Genomic DNA, 20,763 nt, shown 5'->3' with positions numbered 1-20,763 from the left:
TGGATGGTCTGGATCTTGCTCAGATGCAGGAATTGATAGAGCATGCCATGCACCTTCATGATCTGGATGAGGAAGATGAGAATGGCCAAACCAGCGATTCTGCTTCTGATGATGTTGATGATGATCTGGAAAGTGATTCCTCCGACGATGAAGATGATGAGGATGGGCTACCGGAGGCTATCAGTGGAGCAGTTTCCATTGTCAAAAAGGTCATATTATCTTTGGGATAGTAATTACTCTGAAAATGAAAGAGGCCATAATTATGAGTTTTTAGGGCTGTGAGCGAAATACTCGCCTGGTTTGGAGATCAAATACAATCCAAACTGGGCGAGTACATTAAGAAACAAGTTTTTCTCGAAGAAAGCTATCTATTCGGCACTCTATAAAGTTCAGACCTTGAGGCGGTGACGGAGTTTGGCGAGGGTTTTGGCACCGATGCCCTTGACCTTGGTTATATCATCGACGCTTTGAAACTTGCCATTTTGGGAGCGGTAATCGATTATGGCCTGAGCTTTTACCTCTCCGATGCCGGGCAGGGTGCAGAGTTCGGCGAGGCTGGCGGTGTTCAGGTTGACAATGTTGGTAAGCTGGCTTTTTGGGGTGGGTTTGGCTTTGCGGGAAGAGCTTTTTTCTGAAGAGGATGAGGCGGGGGCATCGGATTCCGCCAGGTTGTTTTGGCCGGGGTCCGGCAGGCCGATGGTGGTCATGGAGTTGGGGTCGGAAGGTGCTTCTGGAGTGAACTGGGGCGAGCCGAAGAGCAGAAGGGAAGGGAGCATTTTGGCCAGGGTTTTGGCACCGATGCCCTTGATCTGGAGGAGGTCGTCGGTGCTGGTGAAGGGATGTTGGGAACGGTAGTCGATGATGTCCTGGGCACGTTTGGGACCGATGCCGGGCAGGAGCATCAGTTCTTCCAGGGAGGCGGTGCGGATGTCGATCTGGACGGGTTTGTCCACCTCGGCGGCCACGGTGAGCAGTTCCGGGGCGGCGGGTTCAGTTTGGAGGAAGGGGGCAAAAGCGGGAACGGTTTTAAGCTTTCCGGCCGCGAGCCCGAGCAGGGCCAGGGCAGCCAGGACCAGAAGGGCGCGCTGTTCCTTGGGAGTGAGATAGGGATTTGGACGCCGCATCATAACTCCCTGTCAGCGACGCAGTTCCTCCACCCAGACCGAGATAATTTCATCCAGAATGGGGCTGAAGCCACTTTGGGTGAAGGCGATGTTGCCCTGTTTGTCGATGGCGCAAAGCCAGGGGATGCCCGAAAAGCCATAAGCCCGGGGTAGTTCGTTGTCGCCCAGGAGGAGCTTCATGCCATAGCTGTTCTTGCTGAAATATTCAATCACGTTGGGTATTTCGGAGGGGCTTTCCCAAACGTTGATGGAAATCAGCACAACGTCGTCGGAGGGGTTCCGTTCCATCCAGGAATCGAGCTTGGGCAGGGTTTTAAGGCAGGGTGAGCACCAGAGAGCCCAGAAATCTAGGATGACGATTTTGCCGCGGAGGTCTTCGAGGCGGTTCAGCTTGCCGTCGGGATCGGGCAATTCCCATAGTGGGGCGGGGCGGGATGTCTTTTCCGAGATAATTTTGGCCTTGCGCTCGGCCTTGGCCTTCTCCCAATTGGCGGAGGCGAGGGCCATCACCTCCGGATAGCGGGGCAATTCAGCCAGTGGAGCGTAATCCGGGTTGTCCAGAGCCTCCGGATAGGTGATGACGCCGGCGGCGAGGGCACCTTCCAGAAGGTTGAGCGCTGTTTCCGGCTGTTCCAGCCCCAGATACATCAGCAGGCGCGTTTCCAGCGTCCTGTCATCCGTCTGGAGCCCGGGGTTGAGTTCCAGGAAAGAGCGCATTTTGGGCCAGTCCCTGGCGGTTTTGAGGGCTTCCAGATAGGATAGCTGGTAGTAGTCAAGACTGTCGGCGGCGGAAATCTCACCTTTGGCGATGAGGCGGGAAATGAGGCGCGGATAGAGGACCTCAAAGGGACGGACGCTGCCGGAGGAACCGATGAATTCGATCACGTGGCGGAAATTGGCTTCGATGGCGGCGGGTTCATGGAGGTTGAGGAGCTGTGCTTCGGCCTGTTCGTTTTCGCCCTGGGAGGCGTAATGATGAAAGAGGGCGAGGTGGAGATAGTCGTCCTGGGGCCATCTTTTCAAGCCCTGGAGGAGGATGTCGCGGTCGGCAACGAGGTTGGCAATTATGTCCGCACGGATTGAATCAGGCGCGGCCTGGAGAAGCTGGGAATAGGTGTTGCTGAAAAGGCGGTAACCCCAGTAGAATGAGGGTTCGCGGGCGATAAGGGCCCGTCCCCCAAGCAGTTGGGCGCCGGGATCGGCATCTCCGCGCAGCCAGAGGTATTCGAATTCAGGGCTTTCCGGATGGGCGCTGTATTGCTGGCCAAACCAGTCGCGGCAGCCATCGGGGTCGATCTGCATCCAGTAGTTCTGAAGCTGGCGCAGGTCTTCCAGATCGGTGAGGCGGTCGCGGTATGTAGTGATCACCTCCATGGCCTGGTCCGCGTTTTGGGTGGGCCGCAGGGCTTCTTCAAACTCCTTGCCCAGCGGTGTGGCGGCCAAAGCAGCGGCTGCCAGCAGGAGCAACAGGACGAGGTATCTTCTCATGGCTTATTTGATCAGCAGCATCCGGCGCGGAGGCGCGGAGGACTCTTTGAGGCGATAAAGATATATCCCGGAAGGCAGTTCGGAAGGAGCCTGCCATTCGATCCGGTTGGAGCCGGGGACGAGGTTCTGGGCAGGTGTTTCTGCTACGAGGCGCCCTTTGGCATCGAAAATCTGGATGCTGGCCGAGCCTGATTTCTCCGCGTTAAGCGTGAAAGACGTGCCGCCCCGGAAGGGATTGGGGCTGTTGCCGGCCGGGCTGAGCGAGGGTTGGAGCACCTCGTCCGCCACTTCCGTTCCGGCCTGGCAGACGAAGGGGATGCTGAAGGTACCGAGGTTGGCGGAAGTTATCTCAAAATGGAAGCTGCCCACGCCTGGTGAACCGACCCAAAGATTGAGATGGAAGGCCTTGCTTTCGCCGGCGGCCAGTTCCAGAGGCATCAAACCGCTGCCAGGATAGCAGTTGCCCTCTTCGTCGCAGTAGTTGAAATACCAATCGTCAGGAGCGTCATCCGCAACCAGCTGCATCTGCATATTGTCGGAACTGCCGGTGTTGAAGACCCACAAAGGTTCCGAGATCAACGACGAATTGGCAGGCGTCACCAGCTCGGCAGGGTTCCAGGGCATGGCGGCACGGATATTGTATTGGGGCAGAGGCAGGGTAGAGGCGCTCTGAAGGATCACATGGTCATTCATATGCACCGCCGCGACTGCCCAGAGGTTGGCACTGTTCCAGGCGGGGTCGATGGAAAAGCTGTCCGTGAAGATCACCGGATCGCCTGAGCCCGGAATGTTGACAGTCTGGTATTTAATCTGGCGGACGACGTTGGTTTCGGAACCCACATTGTCCTCAACCAGCATCAGCATGAGGGTTTGGCCGGTTATGTTCACATCGTGGTCCAGCAGCCTGGCGGAAACCGAGACGGCGCCGCTGGCGGGAGTGAAGGAAGTGATCTGGAGTTTCAGCGGAGAGGGCTGAAAGCATTTGGCGGCAACGGCTTGGGCATAGACGGCTTCCGGATGGACGCCAATCAGGGTGTGTGTGCCGTTCATAATGATGGTCGGCCACTGGATGATTCCGTAGTGATCGACGCGGTCAGCCACGCTGGGGCTGCTGAGGTTTCCCGTATCATAGAGCCGGGTGGCGATGAATTCGCCCCGGTGGGTGGCGGAAAGCACGTTGGCCAGGTTGGCCAGGGCGCTGACGCAGTCAGGGCTGTTCTCGGTCACACAGGATTCCGCGATGGTGGTGAGCGGATAGTAGTTTGGATCGGCGGCCAGGAGGGCAGCCAGGAGGAGCAGAAGCGGGATAAATATCGTTTTTTTCATAATGGCATCCTATCTAAAATCGGGTGGCGAGTTCCAAACGGACCCCTGAGAAGGGGGCCACATAGCGGCAAACGCCGTTGCGGCAGACCTTTCCCCCGGCTTCCTTGCCGGCGAAGAGGACAAGGTCACTGTTCGCGAGGATGGGGTATTTTAGCTCAACGCTTGGCCAGTAGTGGCTTTTCAGGATAGTAGAAAAATCGTTCCACCAGCTTTGCGCACCCAGGGAAAGGCTGAGCTTGCCCAGGCTGAGATCGGCCTGGAGGCGGGGTTCGTAGTGGCCAATTTCGACATACTCGTTCTGAGCGGTTTCCAGCACCAGCTTTTCCACGGTCTTGAACTCGCCGGAGAGAACCAGGCCCGCTTTGCCGGCGGGGAAGCTGACCACGAAGGCGGGATAGCTTTCCTTTTGCCAGTGGTGCAGGGCGCTGTCCACCTTTTCCACATGGCTGTAGGAAAGAGTGGCGGCTGTGGCTCCGCTTTGCCATTCCAAGCCGGCGTAGGCGTCGTTCATCTGTTTTTCCCCGGCTTTGTCCCAAGCTTCGGCATAGTCCAGAGCGAGGCAGAGCGACTGGCCGATGGCGATGTTCGCCCAGCCCTGGAAGCCGGTTTCATCGGCACCGGAGGCCAGGTCGTCGGCCAAAGCTTCACCGTGGTGGTTGGCCAGGGGCAGGTCCTGAACTCGGTTGCGGTAGGCAAAGTTGTCGTAATGCTTAAAGGCTCCGCCAAGCTGCACAGGGCCAAGATAGGCGGTGGCGGCGGTGTAGATTGCCTTGCCGTCCATCAGCCCGGCATCAAGCTTGTCATCCCTGACGCCGCCTTCCGCGGATAGTTCAAATTTGTCCAGAACCAGCGCCGCCCTCGCTCCCAGGATGTCGTCCTGTTTGTAGGAAGTTCCCACCAGGGTTTGCATCCCCACAAAGGAAGCGCCGAGGGTGAGGGGCTCCAGAACAGGATATTCGGCATCCGCGCCGTAAGCCAGGTCCAGCCTGCCGTGGGAGGTGGGGCTGGGCAGGGCGCTGTAAAGGGCCTTGAGGCGAAGCTTGTCGTCGTAGCGGAATTTGAAGCCGGTCACGCGGTGGTCTTCATCCAGCTCGGCGTCCATAAAGCTGCGGAAAATGAGCCCGGAGCCAAAACTTTCCTCGATGATGCCGGCATGGATGAGGTAGGCATCTTTGGCATAGGAGGCATAAAGCTCCTTCCAGCCAAGACTGAGGCGGTCGGCGGCCAGGTTTTCCAGCAGTTCGGACTGGTTGGTGCTGTATTTTGGCAGTTCGGCGATGAACTTCATCCCGAAAGAGAAATTCCTGTAGCCGAAGCTGAAGCCGAAAGTGTTCTGGAAATAGACGTGCAGGGAGTCAGGCACGCTGCGGTAGATGAGGCTGGCCTCGTTGAGACCGTTGAGCGTGAGCGAGGTCTGTGCCGGCAGGGCTGCCCCGGCCAGCAACAGCGCCGCCAGGAAGATCAGTGGCAGTTTCCGCATGGACTTTTATGGGCTTTTTCGGGGGCCGGCTTCTGGTCGGGAGCGGCTTCTGTTTTTTCTTTATGGTCGCAGTTTTCGCAAGGTTCCGCGCAATCGCATTCGTGTCCGATCTCCTCTTCAAAGCCCAGCAGGGAGCGGACCTTGAGCTCATATTCCTTTTCGTCGCCAGCCACGAAGCCCTTGTGTTCCAACACTATTTCGCCGGCCTTGTCCAGGATGAAGGTGTGGGGCGGTTCGGCTACATTGAGCTTTTTGGCCAGGGTCTGGTCAGGGTCGAAGAGGGAGACGAACTTGAAGTTCTTGCCCTTGAGGTAGTTTTTGGCTTTGGCCTGGGCTTTGGGGGCGTCGATGGAAATGAGCACCACGGTGAGGCTGTCATATTTCTGGGCGAGGGCGTCCAGGGCAGGCATCGCCTGTTTGCAGGGCTGGCAGTAATCCGCCCAGAAATCCACGATGACGGGGCCACGGCCCAGCAGTTCGGTGAGGTTCACGCTTTTGCCGCTCTCGTTGGGCAGCTTGAATTCCGGCATCGGCTCAGCCAGCAGGCTGCCGGCCAAGAGAATCGCGAGTAATAGTAGAATCTTAGTTTTCATGTTTTTGTCTCCATGTATTTCAAATTATTGTCTGTTCCGTCCTGAAGCCTTTAAGCTGCGGATGCGGGTTGCCTCCCGTATGATGCCCGCACTGAATGCGGGGATTTGGCGGGGGGTATGCGAGGAACAAAGCCATAGGCGTCAAGGTGGTATCCATAAGGTTATCTGTCAAGCTCGACCTCAATCCCGCCGTAGATGATGGCATTGTTGCCGAAGAAAGCCGGATGATGCTGGGCGAAGATGACCAGCGAGGCATCGTTCGGAATGGGAAAGGCGGAGTTGAGGCTGAAGCTTACGGTGTTGGGGAAGTCCAGATTGCCAATGACCTTGACGGACTTGGCCCGCACCACGTTGCGCAGGGGCTGGCCCTGGGTGTTGGTGAAGCTGGATTCGCGCTCGATGAGCACGCAATTCAACACCATGTCAGTATGGGTGAAAGGGTCCGGCATATCCAGCCGCACCGTGCCGCTGATGGTCTGGCCGTCAACTGTGTAGCTCAATTCCGAATAGATGATGCGGCTGTCGATATTGGCCAAGGCCTCCACCTCCGGGGCATAGGAGGAAATGATGTCGGCAGAGCTTCCGGTGAGCATCACCCCACCGCCCAGTATGGAGGTGGGCACGGTGAAGGGGCCGTAATAGTCATAAGTTTCATCTCCGGTTACGGTTAGGGGGCCGCTGATATGGTGTTCCAGATAGCTGAGCTGGCCGGGATAAGCCAGTTGCAGGTTGTGGAGTTCGGCCTCCACCGCGGGGCAGTTGGGGCAGCCCAGGAAGGTGAAGTATTCGATGATGACACGCTGTTTAACCGCAGGAGGCTCACTAATCAACTGGTTTCCCCGCAACAGCCAGTGTCCGTTCCGTTTAACCAGGTTTTCACCGACAAAGGTGCTGTCAACGATAACGCCTTCGCTTTCGCGGATGGTCAGCCTCCATTTTGCCACGGCAGTGGAATCGGTGGTTAGGTTGGAATACAGCAATCTGGCTTCGGATATGGCATTCGGCTGAGCCTGGAAAATGCCTTCCAGCCAGGCGCGGCGGTCGGATTTGTTCAGCCCGAAATGCAGATAGTCCTCGGCAAAATGGACCATTACAGATTCGATCCCGGCTTCCGGCTGGTTTTGCAAAGCCTGGTTCAGGGGATCGAACAGCCCGGTTTGCAGGTCAACCTCTTCCGGGGGCTGGAAATTGTGGGCAAAGCGGTCGCAACCAGCCACGAACAGGGCAGCCAGAACGACCAGGACGGGAATGGCAAATTTTTTCATTCGGTTTTCTCCGGAATCAGTTCCAGGGCTTTGAGCAAGTCGGCTTTGCTGAAGAGCTCAGCCATCTTGACGGGCTCGCGGCCGGGGATGTAAAGCACGTTGAAGGGCACGCCGATGCTGCCGCCTTTTTGCATCCAGTCTTTCAGAACCGGGTCCTCGCGGGTGAAATCTCCCTTGAGCAGCACCACCCCGCGTTTGGTGAATTCAGCCTGGATATCCGGCTGGAGCAGCACTTTCTTCTCGTTGGACTTGCAGTTCGTGCACCAGTCCGCCCCGATGTCCAGGAAGACGGGCTTGCCTTCAGACTGAAGGCGGGCAAAGAGTTCCGGCGAGAAGACATACCAGCCGGGATGGTCGGCGGGCACCATGCCGTCGGCACTGGCAGCGGCGGTATCCTGGGGACGGTATTCCTCTTTCCAGGGCAGCAGGGTGGCAGCAGAGGCTGCGATCACAGCAACGGCGGCGAGCCCCAGGATGATCTGAACGGCCTTTTTGTTTTCGGGGCGCACAAAGCGGCCGTAGAGCCAGGCCGCGAAGCCCAGGTAAACCAGGTAAAGGCCAGTCTTCATCAGGTAGGGGCCGCTTTTGGTGAGGCCCCAGACGTTGGAGAAGTATTTCCAGGTGAGATACATCAGCACAAAGCCCATCAGCTCTTTGAATATGTTCATCCATTCGCCCGGCTTGGGCACGAGCTTGAGAGCCTTGGGAAAAAGGCTGATGATGATGAAGGGCAGGGCGAAACCCAAGCCGATGAGCAGGAAGAATAACACCAGCATCGGCGAGGACAGGCGCACAGCCACTTCAAGCGCCGGTCCCATAAAGGGCCCCATGCAGGAAAAGCCCATCAGAAAAGCGAAGACGCCGGCGAAGAAGGAGCCGCCGTAACCCTTTTTGGAAGTGGTTTTGGCAGCGGCGTTCATCCCCGGCACGGTCATTTCCCAAACCCCCATCAGCGAAAGGCCAAAGAGGAAGAGAATACTCATCATGATGAGGTTGTAAAGCAGGCTCTGGCTAAGGAAACCGTAGGTGAGGTTCACCCCGGAGGCACGGGCAATGACGAAAACCGCGGCGATGGCGCCAAAGGAAATCAGCACGCCAAGGGTGTAAACCAGAGTGTGGATAATCACTTTAGAGATGTCTTTCTGGGCTTGGTTCACCATGCTCATCGCCCGGATGGGCAGGATGGGCAGCACGCAGGGTGTGAAGTTGAGCACGATTCCGCCCAGAATGGCCAGCAGCATGTAATACCAGATCTTGCCTCCGCCCGCTTTCTCCTGGGCAGGGGCGGCATCGGCGGGGGTTTCTGTGCTTTGACCGGCGGAATCGGCTGTGGCGAAATCTACCTCAAGCGGCTGTTCTTCAGCGACTTCCCCTTCCTGCCCGGCCTGGTCCTCTGCCGTAGCGGGCAGAATCTCCAGCTTAACGCTGCCTTCAGTTTCCCGGGGCGGATCGCAAAAACCGCTGGTCTTGTTGCAGAGGTTGAAGGACATGCTGGCATTGATTGTGATGGGTCCCGGTTTGGCGGTCTTGCTGACGGTGAAGGGGCGGCTGAGGGTGAGGGATTTGTAGTATTCCCAGATGCCGTCGCTGTTCTTGTGGTTGGGGGCGGGATAAGAGGTTTTACCGAATTTCAGTTGGGGATACTCGCCGGTTTCGACCAGGTAGAGATAACCCTCCTCGCCTTCGGCCGGTGTGTAGGACTGTTTCTTTTCAGGATCGGTGATGGTGAGCGTGGCCCGGAGGACACCTTTGTCACCGGGTTTCAGTTGGGCTGGGCTGACGCTGAATTTCACGCTCTGCGCGCTAAGCAGCAGGGCAGAAACGGCAAGCAGCGCCACAAGGAAGAGCGTCTTGGCAGAAAGGCGCATCAGTAATCCTCCACGGATAAGGCATTTTAATGTTAATGATTGAGTGCAATTTACATTCCATAGGACGAAATATCTTCAGGGGATGTTGTCATCCGCTTATGGCGCAAATCGTGGTATTGGGAGACAAGCAGACCCATGACGGTGAGCAGAACCCCCAGCACAGTGCGCAAGGTAATGGTATCTTTTAAGATAAGCCAGGCCAGGCCGACCGTAAAGACCGGGATAAGGTTGGTGAAGATGTTGGAACGCACCACACCCAGTTCGCGGATCACGCCGGTATAGAGGAGGAACGCGCCCACGGAGGCGAAAATGGACATGGCGGCTATGGTCAGCAAACCCTGGGCGGAGTGGTTCACGGTGGAAAAGTGCTTCCAATCGAAGATCAGGAATATCGGCAGCATGTAGAGCATGCCGAAGAGGTTTTGCCAGGCCACAACGGTGAGGGAGCGGTATTTGAGGGTGATCCGTCGCACGGTGATGCCGTAGAACATCCCGGCGAAAACCGCCACCAACAGCAGCAGAACTCCTTTCAGGGTGCCGGAAAGGTCGGGCTCCGCGAAACTGAGCAGGGCCACGCCGGAAAAGGAAACCAACAGTCCCACGATCAGCAGGGGATTGATGCTTTCCTTCAGGAACAGCCAAGCGCCCAGAGCCGTCACCAGAGGGATGGTGGAGATGATCAGCGAACCGAGGGTGGAGGAAACGAACTGCATTCCGTTGGCTTCGCCGATAAAATAGAGAAAAGGCTCAAAAAAGGCCACCATCATCAGGTAGAGCAGGTCTTTGGGCTGAACCCGCTCCCTTTTGCGGAAGATGAAGATCACTCCGAATAAAAGAAGAGCAGCAAGAGCCAGGCGCAGGAACACGATTTCGTAAGGCCTGTAAGTGACCAAAGCCACCTTGATCCAAACAAAGGTGATGGCCCAGAAGAGCATCGCTCCGACAGCCCTAAGGTAAATCTTCCACATCCTCAGCAGCTGTCCCTATTCCTTTTTGATGGCGCTCACGGGGCAGCCTCTGAAGCGGTCGTTTCCCTCAACGCAGATACCGCATTCGGTGCATTTGGCTGAATCTATGCGGGCCTTGCCTTTGCTGAAAGTGATCGCCCCAGTGGGGCATTGGGACAGGCAGAGTCTGCAACCTATGCAGGTTTGACCGTCCACCCAGTAAGTGGCGGTGCCGCCGGTGGCGAGGTTTCCGTTTTCCAAATCCCTCAGGATGATGGGACTGTCGGCGGAGGAAGTCCAGATCTTGTCCACCAAAAGCAGTTCGTCCTGACGCCAGCCTTCCACCAACAGGGTGTCGCCGGTTGACAGGGCCAGGCCCAGGGAATCCAGCAAACTAGCCGGAGCCAGCAGCAAACGCAGTTCATTGCCGGGATCGGCCTTGAGCCAGAACCCGTTGTCCCGCAGCTCGACAATGCCACTGTGGGAGAAGATTCCAACGTCGGGATCGATCACAGCGAAAACCGGTAACAGGCTCAAGATCATCAAGATGGTCAAAAGGCACTTATTCACAAGAGCTCGTCCTTGTTCTCTTTCCGCAGTTGTTCCACGATCTTTTTCACTTCTTCGCTTCTGTCTTTTGAGGTCACCAGGATGGCATCATCGGTTTCCACTACGCAGAGCCCCTCCACGCCGATTAGGGCTACGGTTTTTTTGCTGTAAACATAGTTGTCGTGGGCATCCAGAGCGAAACCGGCCCTGCGGAAATAGTTCTGTTCCTCATCGGAAGCTGAGATGTCCGCCAACGCTTTCCAGGAGCCAACATCGCTCCAGCCGTAGCTGACGGGGATCACCACCCTTTGGCGGGCTGGTTCCATGATGCCGATGTCGATGGGCACGCGGGGCATTTTGGAATAAGCCTCTACCACCTTTTCTTCATCTGTCCCGGAAGCGCGTAAATTCACCACTTCGCGGGCGATGTTCAGCGCCTGGGGCAAAAACTCTGTGAAAGCGGTTCCGATGGCTTCAATGGTCCAGCAAAACATGCCGCTGTTCCAAAAGAAACTTCCGCTGCGAAGGAATTCTGTGGCAGTGGCCAGATCCGGTTTTTCCTTGAAGCGCAGCACCTTGAAAACGCCCGGCTCCAACTCTTCGCCGGTCTCTATGTAGCCGTATCCTGTGGCTGGATATTCCGGCACAATGCCAAAAGTGACCAAAGCGCCGGTCTTGGCAACCTTTTCCGCTTTCACCAGGCTATCCTGAAATGCCTCAACATCTCGAATTATATGGTCCGCAGGCAGCACCACCATACTCTCGCTGGGAAGATAAAGCTGTTGAAGCTGAGCCAGGCCCAGAGCGATGCAGGGGGCGGTGTTCATTCCGAAAGGCTCACAGACGATATTCTCAGCCGGAACCTCCGGCAGATGCTGGCGCACTAGGTCGGCCTGGGAAGCGGCGGTCACCACATAGGTGCGGTCCGCCGGGACCAGCGGTTTCAGACGCTCATAAGTAAGTTGCAGCATGGATTTGGCGCCAGCAACGCGCAAAAACTGCTTGGGTTTGGCGTCCCGGCTGGCCGGCCAGAAACGGGTGCCGGAACCTCCGGCCATTATCAACGCGATCATGATACCTTCTCAGCGGATGATCTGCACATCTTTGGGGTAGCTCTGCTTCCACACGGAAGCCGGGATGGAGCCATTGAGCTTAATCCCGTAAAAGCTGTAGCTGACGCTGTTTCCGCTCTTGTCTGTGTAGCCGAGTTTGCTCACAATCCCGCTTGCGGGGTTGAGCGTGGCGGTGAGCGAGGTGACCAGGTCGTCTTGTTTGGGCACCAGTTTAACGCTGGCCGAGGTTTTGGACTGCGAGGTTATCGTCACGGCAGATTTGGTCCAGTAGAGTTGCAGGATCTCCACCGGGTTCATTTTGCCAAATTGAGGCTGCACTGCGCTTTGGAACAGCGTTTTGGAAGAGGCGTCATAGAGTTCCACCTGTCCGTTCTCGATTTTAAGCACTTGGGTGTCAGGTTTGGTGAAGCTCATCAGCATGCGCCCCGGGGTAAAATAGATTTTGCCGCTGTAGCTGACGGTCTTTTTCAACTGGGGGTAGTAGTTGCTCTGTTGCACGCTTGCCTGAAAGGTGGAAATGCCCTTGTAAGCGGATTGCAGCTTCGTGTAAAGCTCGGAACTGCTCAGGGCAAAGCCGGCCGTCCAGGCTGCCAGCAGCGCCAGCAGAATGAATATGTTCTTTCTCATCTTGTGTCCTTGGTATGTGTTGACGGAATAAACCTTTGCAATCAATACTCCCTTGCGTCCTGCTTCCTGCGCATTATTACTCTTCCCGCAGGATGCCGCGCTGGATGAGGTCTTCCCGAGTGGCAAGCACATCGCGGGATTTGCTGCCCAGATGGGGCCCAATCACCCGCGCCCGCTCCAGAAGGTCGATTAGCCGGCCCGCCCGGGCATAGCCGATGCGGAAATGCCGCTGCAACATGGAAACGGAGGCTGTGTTAGCGCTCACCACTACCCTCGCGGCTTCGGGGAACAGCTCGTCGTCATAGTCAAAATCGCCCGTTTCCCCATCCTCTTCCGTCGTAATGCTGAAATCCTGTTTGGGTTTGGGTTGCATGGCCAGAAAATCGCAGACCCGAGCAATTTCCTGGTCGGAGACAAAAGCGCCGTGGATGCGCTCCGTGAGCGCTTTCCCGGGTGGCAGGAACAGCATGTCGCCGCTGCCCAGCAGGCGTTCGGCTCCGATCTGGTCCAAAATCACGCGGGAATCCACCCGGGACGAGACCTGGAAGGCTATGCGGGCGGAGAAGTTCGCTTTGATGATGCCGGTGATGACCTTTATAGAAGGCCTCTGGGTGGCCAAAATTAGATGGATGCCCACGGCGCGGGCCATCTGGGCCAGTCTGGTGATGGGCACCTCAATGTCCTTGCCGCTGGTGAGGATTAGGTCGGCGAATTCATCCACGATTATCACGATGTAGGGCAGCTTTTCCAAATCAGGGTCCCGCTCCGCCTTTTCGTTGTAGGAGCCGATATCGCGCACCCGGGCTTCCTGGAGCAGTTCGTAGCGGTGTTCCATCTCGCGCACGGCCCAGTACATGTTTTCCAGGGCCTGTTCCGGTTCCGTGACCACATTGCCGATCAGGTGGGGCAGATTGTTGTAGCAGGCCAGTTCCACCCGTTTGGGATCGATCAGGATCAGGCGCAGTTCATCCGGTTTGGAGCGCAAAATGAAGCTCATGATGATGGCGTTGATGCAGACGCTTTTGCCGCTGCCGGTAGCGCCGGCTATCAGCAGGTGCGGCATTTTGGCCAGGTCAGTGACCACAGGCCGTCCTGCAATGTCCTTGCCCAGGCCGAAAGCCAGCTTGGAATCCATAGACCTGATCTCTTCGGAAAGCAGCAGGTCGCGCAGATAGATCATGTCGCGTGTGAGGTTGGGTATTTCGATGCCGATCAGACCTCGTCCCGGGATGGGAGCCTGCACGCGGATGGATTTGGCTTTGATGGCCAGGGCCAGGTCGTCGGCCAGGGAGGTGAATTTGCTCACCTTCACGCCCTTGGCGGGTTCCAGCTCATACTGCGTGATGATCGGCCCGATATTCACGTTGCGCACTTCCGCCTCAATGCCGAATTCCGCCAGCTTGTCCTTCAACACCTGGCTGGTGCCCAAAATCTGGTTTTCTATCTCTTTGCGGTCGCGGTCGGAAAGTTTGACGGGGCTTTCCAAAAAATCCGCGATCGAGGGCATCACATACTCGCGTTCCTCATCCGGCAGGGTTTCCGGACTGGATGCAGGCGGCTTTTTCCGCTCTACGGTTGTGGGTTTGAGGTCCGGGGTGGTATCTTCAAGGGGCTTGTCCGGAAATTCCTGTTTCCCGTCTTGGGAATGGTTTTGGATCACAGGTTGAGGCACCGGCTGGACGGGAATGTCCTTGTTGATGGTCGGCTTGGCCGCTTTTTCCTTTTTGGGAGCGGCTTCCCTGCCCTGGGTCAGTTCCCCCCAGAGCCTGGCAAAGAAATCCTTGAGGCGCCGGTAATCCAGGAAGAGGATCAGGGCAAAGACGCTGCCCAAAACCAGCAGCAAAGTGGCCCCGAAGGTATTGAACACCGCCGACAGGCCGATCCAGAAAGCCTTGGGGATCACGGCAAGTTCCGGCTGCACGATGTTCCTGGCCAGCCACACCTGTAGCAGAAAAGCCGCGATCAACAGCAGATAAAACTTCTGCCGTTTACGCTGCGCCAGGGGCTCAAGAAAATAGAGAAAGCTGATGATGCCCGTGAGAATGGCCGCGATCAGCGAAAAGTGATAGCCAAAGAGGTAGGAAACGCCATAACCCACCGCCACACCGAACACTCCGATGGGATTGTCCACCTGCGCTCCTCTCAGGAAGGGCCAGCGGAAAAGGTTTCCGCGCAGGCTCAGGTGGTCTTTGTCGTTAAGGATGGATTCCCAGCCAAAGAGCAGGCTGATCATCACCAGCAGTGCCAGCAGAGTCAAAAAGCCTGCAATGAGGCGTTTCTGCCAGAGCTTCAGGCCGAAGGAACGTCTGGTCTTGGAACTGCTTTTCTTTCTGGTAGCAGCCATTTGGTTCGCCCCTAAACGCTGAAGCGCACGGAGATGATGTCGCCGTCGCGCACGATGTATTCCTTGCCTTCCAGCCGGAAGAGGCCTTTTTCGCGCAGATGCTTTTCGCTGCCGTGTTCCATCAGGTCGGTATAGCGGAAACATTCCGCCCGGATGAAGCCCCGGGCCAGGTCTGAATGGATTTTCCCGGCGGCCGTGACGGCATTGTCTCCGTCCTCGATGGTCCAGGCGCGCACCTCGTCCTCGCCCACGGTGAAAAAGCTGATATAGCCCAGCATGCTGTAGCAGAGTCGGGTGAATCGGTCGCGGATGCTTTCGCTGATGCCCATGTCCTCGCGGAAAAGCTGCGCTTCCTCGCCATCCAGCCTGCTCAGTTCTTCTTCAAAGCGGCCCGCGATCACTTCTGTGGTGTAGCCTTTGGCGGCGATTTCCTGCTTGAGCCCGTCTAGGGCGTGAAAGTCGTCCTCGGAGCAGTTGATCAGCACCAGCAGCGGTTTCTGACTGAAGAAGCGGAAGCCGCGCAGGGCCTTTTCCTCATCCGCTTGCAGTTGCAGTTCGCGCAGGGGCTTTCCGCTCTGCAGGTGTTCGCATACCTGGCGCAAAATCTTTTCCTCGAACTGGATGGCGGGGGTTTTCACACCCCTTTTGTAGCCCAGTTCGATCTTTTCGATCCGCCGCTCCGCCACGATCAGGTCCGCCAGCAGCATCTCGTCTTCAAACGAGGCTAGTTGCCGCGCGGGATCGCCAGCGGCGAACAGTTCGTCCAGCTCCTCGTCCTGAAAGGCGCGCAGCACCAGCACGAAACCCTCGTTGGACTTGATGTCGGAAAAGAGCGCGTTGTCCGGATTCTCTGTTTGGGTGGAGAAGATGCCGGGATAGTCGCGGTATTCGATATGGGCGTAAATGGTCTTTTTGGGGTGGTAAAGTTCGCTGAGTTTGGTCACCCGTTCATCCGGAACCTGCACCACGCCAACGTTGGCTTCGGTGGCCACGGGGGCGTATTTATCTGTGCTGGCAGAGCTTCCGGTGAGGGCATTGAAAATGGTGGTCTTGCCGCTTTTGGGCGGTCCGATGAGGGCTATTTTCATGGTTTGGGATTCTCCACAAGGCTTTTCAGGGAGCGCAGTTCCGCTCCGCTCAGATAGCGCCATCTGCCCAGCGGCAGGTCTTTGAGCATCAGGGTGCCGAATTGCAGGCGTTTCAGGCGCACCACTTTGGCCCCCACAGCCTCCACCATCTGGCGGATCTGGCGTTTGCGGCCTTCGGTTATCACCATCTTCAGGGTCATGCCCTTATCGCTGTCGTTTTTAACGAACACTCCTGCCGGAAGCGTGATTCCGCCTTCGATCTGCACCCCGCGGCGCAGTTCCTCCAGCTCTTTGCGGCTGAGGCGGCGGTTGACCTCCACCCGGTAAACCTTTTCCACCCTGCGTTTGGGATGGATGAGGGCGTTGATCATCTCGCCGTCGTTGGTCATCAGCAGCAGGCCTTCCGAGTTTTTGTCCAGGCGTCCGGTGTAGCGCAGGTTTGCGGCACTTTCCGGCAGCAGGCTGTAGATGGTTTCCCGCTTCAATTCATCGGAATGGGTCACCACATAGCCCCGCGGCTTGTTCAGCATCAAATAGACCTTTTCAGCGATCCGCAGTTCCTTGCCCCGCAGGCTCACTTTGTCCCGGGGTCCAACCCTGCGGCTGAGGTCCAGACAGGGCTCTCCGTTAACGCTCACCTCGCCGGAGCGGATCAGCTCGTCCGCCTCGCGGCGCGAGCAAATCCCGCATTCAGCCAGCCAGCGGTTCAGCCGTGTGCCGTCACCAGGTTTCGAGGCTGTTTTGGATGATCGTGCTGAAGAGCCGTTCGACGAGCTCATCGGTCGCTTCCTCTTTGCTTTTTGATTTGGCGGTGCTGGAATCGGCTCCGTCCGCCGCGTAAGCCTCGTTCAGGGTCAGATTCTTGTTTTCGTAGATCACCTGGTTGTTCACCAGATCGGTGAAAACCACGCTGCAGGACAGCCGCAGCATATAGTCCTGAACGTTGTTGCCGCTGTCATAGCTGTAAACACTCTCGGAAAAGTCCAGAATGGTCCCTTCCAGCGTGCAGTCCGGCTGCTGGGTGACCAGCTTCAGGCGGCCGTCGCGGCTGAACTGCTGCGTGAGGCCGTTGAGCACTGTATCGCCCAGGTCGAACTGGGAACTCTGGTTCTCAAACGGGCGCACGGCAATTTTTTTCAAATGCGGGTAAGCATTTGAATATACGGAATATGAACATCCCAAAAGTACCGCTGACAGCAGTCCGAACCAAATAAATCTCTTGACCATTATGCCATACTCAAAATAATCTCTATCTTTGTCAAGTTAAACCTTTTCACAATACCCGATCAGGTTTTTTATGAATGCCACTACCAAGGGAGGTAAACCATGGCGAAAAAGTTTCTGTCCAAAGCGGACGTGGCCAAAAAGCTGAAAGTATCCGATCGCGTTGTACAGGAAATGATTAACAGCAAGACCTTTGAGACCAAGTTGGTGGGAAAAAACATCAAGATCGACGAAGATTCCCTCAACGAATGGCTGGAAAACCTCAATGAATCCGAAGAAAAGATGCTCGCCCTCAAGCGCGTTATCTGCCACTTTGAGGAATACATGCGGCCGGAAAACATCTTCCTGGATTTCGAGGCCGAAAACAAGTTTGATGCAATCCGCATCCTCAGCGTCAAGGCCAAGGAACTCAAGCTGGTGCGCGACGCCCGCTGGCTCTATGAGGTGGTGGTGGCCCGCGAGGAACTCATCTCCACTGCCATCGGCCACGGCGTGGCTCTGCTCCATCCCCGCTATCTGCATCCCTCCAAGATCAAAACCCCCAGCATCCTCTTTGGCCGCTCCAGCATCCCGGTGGATTTCGACGCCCCGGACAACAAACCCGTGAACATCTTCTTCATGCTCCTGCTCCACAATGACAAACAGCACCTCTTCAGCCTCTCCTACATCTCCAAGCTGATCATGAACCCCGAGATCCTGGCCGCCTTCAGCACAGCCTCCAGCGTGGAGGAAATCCACAACTGCCTTACGGTGCTGCCTGAACAGCAAAACAAATAAGATGCCCCGCGTCCGCGTGATTCTCGGCAGCCGGAGCGATTTGGCCGCCTGCGAGCCTGTGAAGCAGGTTTTGGCTGACTTTGAGGTGGACTATGATTTCCACGTTTCCTCCGCCCACAGAAAACCAGAGGAAACCGCCCGGCTGGCCAAAAACGCCGAAGCGGAAGGGGTTCAGGTAATCATTGCCGCCGCCGGAATGGCAGCCCACCTGCCCGGTGTCATTGCCTCCCACACCGTTTTACCCGTGATCGGGATTCCCCTCGCCAGCGGAGGTCTCGGCGGCCTCGACGCGCTGCTTTCCATCGCGCAAATGCCCCCTGGCGTGCCTGTGGCCGGCGTTGCCATCGGCGGGGCCAAAAACGCTGCCTTGCTGGCTGTGCAGATACTGGCGCTGCAGGACCCTGAACTCCGGGCCAAATTCCGCGCCTATAAGGAAAAACTCGCCGAAGGCTGATACTCTGACCAGAGTGTAGCTTAGATCTACCTCACGAAGAGGGGTTCCCTCGGGGCACTAACTATGTGCCCTCGATATAGTTACGTTGCCTCTCCGGGCCTGGTCGTCAGTTTGTCTGAACGCCCGGCTTAGTCCCAGCCCTCCGCTTCACGTAATCCATATTGCTTGTCCACCTGGCGGATAATGGCGTCTAAAATCAGCTCGCCTGTGTCGTACACGTCGAACGGCTTGAAGCCCAGATACTTGTCCCATTGTCCTGCCACATAATCGTGTGAAACCACGCGGTAAACTCTTTCGGGGACAAGCGGTTCGCCATTTACGGTATAGCGGTTTTGCCAGGGCAGGTCGTCGTCGGAGGACTGGCTTTTTATCACTTGCGTGTCGAAGCCCAAACCGGCCACTTCGCAGATGTCATGCGGTTTTTCCACCGCGTGCCTGAGGTTGATTTCGTCGAGTAAGATGAGGTCGCTTCCCCGGCAGGAAAAGACGGTGACGGTGTTGTTGAAGGGCGCCAGTTCGTGCAGGTCGCGCAGGGTCACAGCCCCGGCGGGGATTTTTTTGCGCAGGCCGCCGTTGTTGATAATGGCCAGGTCGGGTTTGTAAACATCCATATACTCGTTTCTTAGGGCGTTCGCAACCCAGCGCGAAAGGGCCGTGGACTGGTATTTGTCCGGGACCCATGTTTCTGGCAGATAGCCGATTACCCTCTGCATCTGCACCTGCACCAAAGCAATCTTTTGGGAAATATACTCGGCCAGGGGGCTGATGAACACTTTGGAGCTCGTTTCCAGGGGGATGAGCTGGTTGGAAAGGGAGGCTACGCGGTCATCCTCGACCTCTAAATTAACCTGTCCCAGCCAGTTCAGATGCGAGCCGCTGTAGAGCAGGTATTTGCCGTTGATGAAAAAAGGTGTTTCAGCTTTGATGTGGTCGTGCCCGCCGATGATGATGTCCACCCTGTCGTCGAGGCTCTCCGCCAGCAGGCTGTCGGCCTCAAAACCCTGGTGGCTCAGCACCACTATGAGGTCGCTCTTGCGATCCACCTCGTCCAGATACATATTGACGGCATCGGCCGGGGGCAGGATGCGCACGCTGCTAACGTTTTGCGCTTTAACCTTTTCCGGCAGCAGCTCCAGGGTGATGCCGAACACCCCGATCCGCAGGCCGTCCTTTTCGATGATGGCATAGGGATGCCCGCCAACGGGTTGGCGCGTGCTTTTGTCCAGCAGGTTGGTGCAGACGAAGGGATAGTTGGCCCGCGCGGCGAGGTCGCGGGTGTTGGAATAAGAGAAATCGAACTCGTGGTTGCCGAAAGTGCTGGCGTCAAGCTTCAGGCGGTTGAAGACCTCGATGACGGCGCCGCCGTGCACGTTGTCATCAACCAGCGAAGCGAAGATGGAGCCGGTCTGCTGGTCGCCGCTGTCCAGATAGACGGAGCGCGGATTTGCGGACCTCGCCGCCGTCAGGATTTCCTCCAGAACGAGGTAGCCGCCGCGGTTCAGCCCGCTGGCCTCATCCCATTTGGATTCAAAAACACCATGGCTGTCCCCGGTGTAGAAAATGCTCAGGGGCAGGGCGCCCAAACTGGTGACGGCGGCCAAAACCAGTAGCATAAAGTACTTCATTGCTTTCATCCCGGATTCCTTGATTTATGCAGATCAAGCCAACCCCCAAATGCGGGGTGCGCTTCTGTCTTTTTATACGGATATTTACCTGATATCCCCCTGCTTGATTGTGTCAAGCTGAAATTCGGCGTTCCCTGGAAAAGGGAGTTTGTCTTTGTGCCGAAGCTTCTGTCGGGAGCCGGTTCTTGTACAGGAGGCCGCTGTCCCGCCTCTTCTCTTGCTCAATGCCGGCGTGTGACCAGAGACCAGCAGAAACCCAGTCCGGCCGTTAAGGCCCTTTCCTGTGCTTCGGATCCGCCTCCCGTATAATGCCCGCATTTGATGCGGGGATCTTGAGGGAGGCATGGGAGAGGGATGGTAAAGAGTGCTAAGGGCCTGGCTGACAGGATATGGCGATTGGTAAGCAGTTGTGGCTCTCTTTCAAATCAAGGGGGTATGGGCTCTCAAACAAAAAGCAGCCCGGAGGGCGGCAGAACGATAGCGAGGGTGTAAAGTGAGCGCGTCGAGCGAAACCTTTCGCCAATGGATCCCGGATCAATGTCACCTCGCGGGCTCGGTGCCGTCCGGGATGACGTAGGCCTGGAGGCTGGCGTCGAGCAAGGAACGGGCATCGACGCCAGCAATACTTCCTGTAGTCCAAGCTCGCAAGCTCGCTGGACTCCAGGCTCCACCAACATCGACGACAGCAAAGGAAGAGCGCTTCAACGTATTTTCCTGCCGTCGATGCTCACCGCGTTCGCTGTACGCTAGGCAAAAAGGCGGTACAGCGACCACCTGTATAAAGGTGGCGGCGCTCGCCGAAGCGCCGAAACTCCCAAACCCACGTCATTCCGGGCTTGACCCGCAATCCAGACCGGGCAGAATAGCCTATAAACCACCACCCAACCCCAAACCCACGTCATTCCGGGCTT

Annotated in this window: 19 protein-coding genes; 3 read left to right on the top strand and 16 right to left on the bottom strand. The window is 56.8% G+C overall.

The genetic code is table 11. The features are described from left to right. On the top strand, positions 1–230 hold a 230-nt coding region (locus tag GX466_03335), incomplete at its 5' end, for a hypothetical protein (protein NLH93240.1). Positions 231–389: 159 nt separating this feature from the next. Here the strand turns inward: GX466_03335 and GX466_03330 are convergent. The 15 genes from GX466_03330 to GX466_03260 all read right to left on the bottom strand — a co-directional run bounded on the left by GX466_03330 (position 390) and on the right by GX466_03260 (position 16,999). Further along, on the bottom strand, positions 390–1,124 hold the full coding sequence (locus GX466_03330) for a ComEA family DNA-binding protein (GenBank protein NLH93239.1): 735 nt from the start codon (positions 1,122–1,124) through the stop codon (positions 390–392). Between the two features lie 12 nt (positions 1,125–1,136). After that, complete coding sequence (locus GX466_03325) at positions 1,137–2,612, bottom strand: TlpA family protein disulfide reductase (GenBank protein ID NLH93238.1); 1,476 nt, start codon at positions 2,610–2,612, stop codon at positions 1,137–1,139. Positions 2,613–2,615: 3 nt separating this feature from the next. After that, positions 2,616–3,938, bottom strand: coding sequence for a T9SS type A sorting domain-containing protein (locus GX466_03320; GenBank protein ID NLH93237.1), 1,323 nt, complete (start codon positions 3,936–3,938; stop codon positions 2,616–2,618). 13 nt (positions 3,939–3,951) lie between these two features. Then, positions 3,952–5,418 (bottom strand): hypothetical protein, encoded by a 1,467-nt coding sequence (locus GX466_03315; GenBank protein NLH93236.1) that lies wholly within the window; start codon positions 5,416–5,418, stop codon positions 3,952–3,954. Continuing rightward, positions 5,400–5,948, bottom strand: a complete 549-nt coding sequence (locus GX466_03310; protein NLH93235.1) for a TlpA family protein disulfide reductase — start codon at positions 5,946–5,948, stop codon at positions 5,400–5,402. The genes GX466_03315 and GX466_03310 overlap by 19 nt, the downstream gene beginning before the upstream one ends. 224 nt (positions 5,949–6,172) lie before the next feature. Beyond that, complete coding sequence (locus GX466_03305) at positions 6,173–7,276, bottom strand: hypothetical protein (protein ID NLH93234.1); 1,104 nt, start codon at positions 7,274–7,276, stop codon at positions 6,173–6,175. Then, the gene (locus GX466_03300) at positions 7,273–9,144 is read right to left on the bottom strand and encodes a DUF255 domain-containing protein (GenBank protein NLH93233.1); all 1,872 of its coding nucleotides are present in this window, start codon (positions 9,142–9,144) and stop codon (positions 7,273–7,275) included. Before GX466_03300 ends, GX466_03305 begins: the two co-directional genes overlap by 4 nt. A 50-nt stretch (positions 9,145–9,194) precedes the next feature. After that, positions 9,195–10,112, bottom strand: coding sequence for a DMT family transporter (locus GX466_03295; GenBank protein NLH93232.1), 918 nt, complete (start codon positions 10,110–10,112; stop codon positions 9,195–9,197). A gap of 15 nt (positions 10,113–10,127) precedes the next feature. Then, complete coding sequence (locus GX466_03290; GenBank protein ID NLH93231.1) at positions 10,128–10,634, bottom strand: 4Fe-4S binding protein; 507 nt, start codon at positions 10,632–10,634, stop codon at positions 10,128–10,130. 23 nt (positions 10,635–10,657) lie between these two features. Next, entirely contained in the window at positions 10,658–11,713 is a 1,056-nt protein-coding gene (locus tag GX466_03285) for an NTP transferase domain-containing protein (GenBank protein ID NLH93230.1), read from the bottom strand. Positions 11,714–11,722: 9 nt separating this feature from the next. Beyond that, the gene (locus GX466_03280) at positions 11,723–12,340 is read right to left on the bottom strand and encodes an outer membrane lipoprotein carrier protein LolA (protein ID NLH93229.1); all 618 of its coding nucleotides are present in this window, start codon (positions 12,338–12,340) and stop codon (positions 11,723–11,725) included. 76 nt (positions 12,341–12,416) lie between these two features. Then, positions 12,417–14,684, bottom strand: coding sequence for a DNA translocase FtsK (locus tag GX466_03275; GenBank protein NLH93228.1), 2,268 nt, complete (start codon positions 14,682–14,684; stop codon positions 12,417–12,419). An 11-nt stretch (positions 14,685–14,695) separates the two neighbouring features. Continuing rightward, positions 14,696–15,772: a redox-regulated ATPase YchF gene (gene ychF / locus GX466_03270; GenBank protein NLH93227.1), complete on the bottom strand. Its 1,077-nt coding sequence runs from the start codon at positions 15,770–15,772 to the stop codon at positions 14,696–14,698. Next, positions 15,769–16,551 carry an rRNA pseudouridine synthase gene (locus tag GX466_03265; GenBank protein ID NLH93226.1) on the bottom strand — a complete coding sequence of 261 codons (783 nt, stop codon included), beginning with the start codon at positions 16,549–16,551 and terminating at the stop codon, positions 15,769–15,771. The genes ychF and GX466_03265 overlap by 4 nt, the downstream gene beginning before the upstream one ends. Beyond that, positions 16,493–16,999: an LptE family protein gene (locus GX466_03260; protein NLH93225.1), complete on the bottom strand. Its 507-nt coding sequence runs from the start codon at positions 16,997–16,999 to the stop codon at positions 16,493–16,495. The genes GX466_03265 and GX466_03260 overlap by 59 nt, the downstream gene beginning before the upstream one ends. 99 nt (positions 17,000–17,098) lie before the next feature. On the opposite strand from GX466_03260, the gene GX466_03255 reads away from it, so the two are divergent. Then, complete coding sequence (locus tag GX466_03255; GenBank protein ID NLH93224.1) at positions 17,099–17,773, top strand: PTS transporter subunit EIIA; 675 nt, start codon at positions 17,099–17,101, stop codon at positions 17,771–17,773. A gap of 1 nt (position 17,774) precedes the next feature. Then, a complete protein-coding gene (gene purE / locus GX466_03250) occupies positions 17,775–18,227 on the top strand; it encodes a 5-(carboxyamino)imidazole ribonucleotide mutase (protein NLH93223.1) in 453 nt (150 codons plus the stop codon). A 128-nt stretch (positions 18,228–18,355) separates the two neighbouring features. Here the strand turns inward: purE and GX466_03245 are convergent, their stop codons facing one another. Further along, positions 18,356–19,861, bottom strand: coding sequence for a bifunctional metallophosphatase/5'-nucleotidase (locus GX466_03245; GenBank protein NLH93222.1), 1,506 nt, complete (start codon positions 19,859–19,861; stop codon positions 18,356–18,358). Between the last annotated feature and the right edge of the window lie 902 nt (positions 19,862–20,763).

The sequence above is a fragment of the Candidatus Cloacimonadota bacterium genome (assembly GCA_012516855.1).
Lineage (GTDB): Bacteria > Cloacimonadota > Cloacimonadia > Cloacimonadales > Cloacimonadaceae > Syntrophosphaera.
The sequence above is the reverse complement of the archived record's forward strand: the minus strand, read 5'-3'. Positions and strand labels throughout refer to the sequence as shown.

Coding starts and splice junctions, on each gene's coding strand:
- GX466_03330 (NLH93239.1), bottom strand. CDS start 1,124: ATGCGGCGTCCAAATCCCTATCTCACTCCCAAGGAACAGCGCGCCCTT.
- GX466_03325 (NLH93238.1), bottom strand. CDS start 2,612: ATGAGAAGATACCTCGTCCTGTTGCTCCTGCTGGCAGCCGCTGCTTTG.
- GX466_03320 (NLH93237.1), bottom strand. CDS start 3,938: ATGAAAAAAACGATATTTATCCCGCTTCTGCTCCTCCTGGCTGCCCTC.
- GX466_03315 (NLH93236.1), bottom strand. CDS start 5,418: ATGCGGAAACTGCCACTGATCTTCCTGGCGGCGCTGTTGCTGGCCGGG.
- GX466_03310 (NLH93235.1), bottom strand. CDS start 5,948: ATGCCGGAATTCAAGCTGCCCAACGAGAGCGGCAAAAGCGTGAACCTC.
- GX466_03305 (NLH93234.1), bottom strand. CDS start 7,276: ATGAAAAAATTTGCCATTCCCGTCCTGGTCGTTCTGGCTGCCCTGTTC.
- GX466_03300 (NLH93233.1), bottom strand. CDS start 9,144: ATGCGCCTTTCTGCCAAGACGCTCTTCCTTGTGGCGCTGCTTGCCGTT.
- GX466_03295 (NLH93232.1), bottom strand. CDS start 10,112: ATGTGGAAGATTTACCTTAGGGCTGTCGGAGCGATGCTCTTCTGGGCC.
- GX466_03290 (NLH93231.1), bottom strand. CDS start 10,634: ATGATCTTGAGCCTGTTACCGGTTTTCGCTGTGATCGATCCCGACGTT.
- GX466_03285 (NLH93230.1), bottom strand. CDS start 11,713: ATGATCGCGTTGATAATGGCCGGAGGTTCCGGCACCCGTTTCTGGCCG.
- GX466_03280 (NLH93229.1), bottom strand. CDS start 12,340: ATGAGAAAGAACATATTCATTCTGCTGGCGCTGCTGGCAGCCTGGACG.
- GX466_03275 (NLH93228.1), bottom strand. CDS start 14,684: ATGGCTGCTACCAGAAAGAAAAGCAGTTCCAAGACCAGACGTTCCTTC.
- ychF (NLH93227.1), bottom strand. CDS start 15,772: ATGAAAATAGCCCTCATCGGACCGCCCAAAAGCGGCAAGACCACCATT.
- GX466_03265 (NLH93226.1), bottom strand. CDS start 16,551: ATGAGCTCGTCGAACGGCTCTTCAGCACGATCATCCAAAACAGCCTCG.
- GX466_03260 (NLH93225.1), bottom strand. CDS start 16,999: ATGGTCAAGAGATTTATTTGGTTCGGACTGCTGTCAGCGGTACTTTTG.
- GX466_03255 (NLH93224.1), top strand. CDS start 17,099: ATGGCGAAAAAGTTTCTGTCCAAAGCGGACGTGGCCAAAAAGCTGAAA.
- purE (NLH93223.1), top strand. CDS start 17,775: ATGCCCCGCGTCCGCGTGATTCTCGGCAGCCGGAGCGATTTGGCCGCC.
- GX466_03245 (NLH93222.1), bottom strand. CDS start 19,861: ATGAAAGCAATGAAGTACTTTATGCTACTGGTTTTGGCCGCCGTCACC.